The following is a 2,850-nucleotide window of genomic DNA, read 5'->3' on the forward strand; positions in this document are numbered from 1 at the left end:
GCTTAAAAGCGGCCAGCGTGTAGGTCTTATTTGTAAAAATCATGCTAGCTTAGTTAAATCTATTTTTGCTGTTTCTCAGTTGGGAGCCGACATTTATTTGCTAAATGCTGAAATGAGCACAAGTCAATTAAATAACTTACTGGATCATTATGATTTTGATTTGATTGTTTATGATTGGGAATGGAGCTCATTAATCGAACAGTCCAATTATAAGAAGAATAAAATTGTAAGCTACCACGACCATTTACCGGCAATAAGCAGCTTGATTAACACCAACGTTATTGGTAGTGATAAACTCAAACGACGGCAGCGGAGCTCATTAAGTAAAATCATAGTACTCACAGGCGGTACTACAGGTCTTTCCAAAATAGCTGCACATCAACCATCTATGTTCAATTATTTGAATCCATTCCTTGCATTTATTTCAAGACTGAATCTTCTAAGATACAATACTGCATATATTGCTACTCCCATTTATCACGGCTATGGGGTAGCGGTTTTATTCTTATTCATCGCGTTAGGCAAAAAAATAGTTATTAATAACGGATTCGATGCAGAAAAAGCATGCAATCTGATTCATGAGCATCAGGTAGAGGTAGTGACTGTAGTGCCATTAATGATACATAAAATGTTGAAAATGGATTCTAATCGGTTAAAATCTCTTGCCTGYATTGCCTCAGGAGGCACAGAGCTCAATCCGAAGCTTGTCGAGGAGACTTTCAGCAAGCTAGGAGATATATTATTCAATTTGTACGGTACTTCAGAAGCGGGCACGAATATAATAGCAACACCACATGACTTGAAATATTCAGCGACTACGATTGGCAGAAAAATAGTAGGTGTTCGATTGAAAATAGTAGATGATCATAAAAATGAGGTCGAAATCGGCAGGATTGGTCAATTTTGCATCAAAAATAAGTGGTCTAAGAAAGATGGCAATCATTCATGGATCGAAACCGGTGATTTAGGTTATCGCGATCATAAAGGGTATTATTATTTGTGCGGCAGAGTCGATGATATGGTTGTCTCAGCTGGTGAGAATGTGTATCCGATTGAGGTTGAACAGGTACTCATTAAGCACCCTTATATAGAGGATGTAGCGGTAATTGGGATTAGGGATGAACAATTCGGTCAGAGGCTGAGTGCATTCATTCTTGTGAAAACAAATACGAGTACGTCCAAAGAGGAGCTTCTTGAATGGTTGCGTCCAAGAGTTGCAAGATTTCAGCTGCCCAAAGAAATAACCTTCGTTGAAAATATGCCATATACACCTTTAGGTAAGCTTGATAAAAAGCAGCTTAGAGCTCGAGTTTCACAGTCAAGTGCTGGATCATCTCCTATCCTCTCAACTAAAAATCGCCTTTGAAATCGTCCGAAACTCCGTAATACGTGAAATAGAAGAGGACGAAAAGTGTTGGATCAGGGAGACTTCCTGATCCAACACTTTTTTTAAAATATAAGAATTTATTAGGTTTTCATTTATAAATGTGCTTATATATCTCCGCGAAACGAATGCTATTGCCGAAGAAGACGGCGACAGCCGTTTACGCTTGTATGTGTGCACTCTTTACTTTAGAAGCTTCCTCATCGGTTACAGCCTTTAAGGTAAACGATGCTACGAATAACTGAGTTAGCTTAGGATCCCACTGTGTACCCTTACCCTCGTCGAGAATGGAGAGCGCTCGCTCAAACGTCATTCCGACAACGGCAACCGTTGAACCGTAAATATAGTTGCGAAGAAGCTGAGAAAGGAAAGTAATAGAGATGTGGTCTCCGGTTGTTTTTTGCTCTACGTGTGAATTCAGAAGTGAGACCTCTCTTTCACAAGTACTATTAGACTAGTACTTAGTGCCTACATTATTAATCGGCATTTCAAATTAGTATATTAGATCCACTCATCATATAAGGTCTATTTCTAAATAAAATGCTAATAATGCAACTTATTATCCTATTTTACGTCTAACAGTCGACCTGTTAAAATTTCTTTCTGGTCAAAAAAATAGATTGATTAAAGGAGTAGAGAGTTTAAGTATGAAATTAAACAAAAAACAGAGAACCCTGGCACTATTACTGATTATGCTTCTTTCATTTAGTACCGTTACATTTGCAATTGAAAAAGAAAAGCCAATTACTTCAGGTACAACATATGTTGTCTTTTATGTTGACAAGTCTGAAGCTTTCCTAGATGGTGAGCAGGTTGTATTGGATGCTCCTCCTACCATTATTAAAGGCAAAACATTTGTGCCAGCTAAGTTTCTCGGAGACGCTTTTGGTATGAAGGTTGAATGGAATGAAGAGAAGAGACAAGTTATCATGGAAACACCGAAATACGACATCATGCTTGATACGATTAATAAATCGGCTTTCGTAAACGGCTATTGGTTTAAGCTTGATGATGTTGCGACCATTAAGAATGGGCGTGTAATGATAAAGCTTACCTGGTTATCCGATTATATGGGTGCAACCTATACGTACAACAGCGAATTAAGACGTATCGACGTACTTCRTGTTAATCAACCGGATTCAAACTATATTCCTGATCAAAATAATTCAAAGCCAGTAGCAAAATTTACATTTGCGAAGTCTAGCTACAAAATTGGCGAACCGATCAATTATGTTAATTTGAGCTATGATCCCGATGCAGAGGGCGTGAAATTCGAATGGGAAGGCAAGGAAGAAGTATTCTTCGAAGCGGGTACATATCCGATTACACTTACCGTTTCGGACAAGAGTGGAAATAAAAGCGCGCCATATACACGTAAGCTTGTCATAGAGGATGAAGTATATTTAAGTAAGGTTGAGTATCCAATCTATATGAATCCAGTAGGCGGTTACATTAAGACGGATTGG

At 38.3% G+C, this 2,850-nt stretch carries 3 protein-coding genes; 2 read left to right on the forward strand and 1 reads right to left on the reverse strand.

The genetic code is table 11. The annotated features are described in order from the left end of the window. A partial coding sequence (locus AC1DWN_RS31645; protein WP_477562821.1) for an AMP-binding protein occupies positions 1-1,366 on the forward strand: 1,366 nt, incomplete at its 5' end. Between the two features lie 178 nt (positions 1,367-1,544). Here AC1DWN_RS31645 and AC1DWN_RS31650 read toward each other — a convergent pair. Continuing rightward, entirely contained in the window at positions 1,545-1,697 is a 153-nt protein-coding gene (locus AC1DWN_RS31650) for a hypothetical protein (RefSeq protein ID WP_477562822.1), read from the reverse strand. A 334-nt stretch (positions 1,698-2,031) separates the two neighbouring features. Between AC1DWN_RS31650 and AC1DWN_RS31655 the strand changes: the two genes are divergently transcribed. Further along, on the forward strand, positions 2,032-2,850 hold an 819-nt coding region (locus AC1DWN_RS31655), incomplete at its 3' end, for a stalk domain-containing protein (RefSeq protein WP_477562823.1).

The sequence above is a fragment of the Paenibacillus sp. P4_A7 genome, assembly GCF_056402455.1.

What these genes read in the sequence shown, in the direction of transcription:
- AC1DWN_RS31650 (WP_477562822.1), bottom strand. Translation starts at nt 1,697, where the DNA reads ATGACGTTTGAGCGAGCGCTCTCCATTCTCGACGAGGGTAAGGGTACA.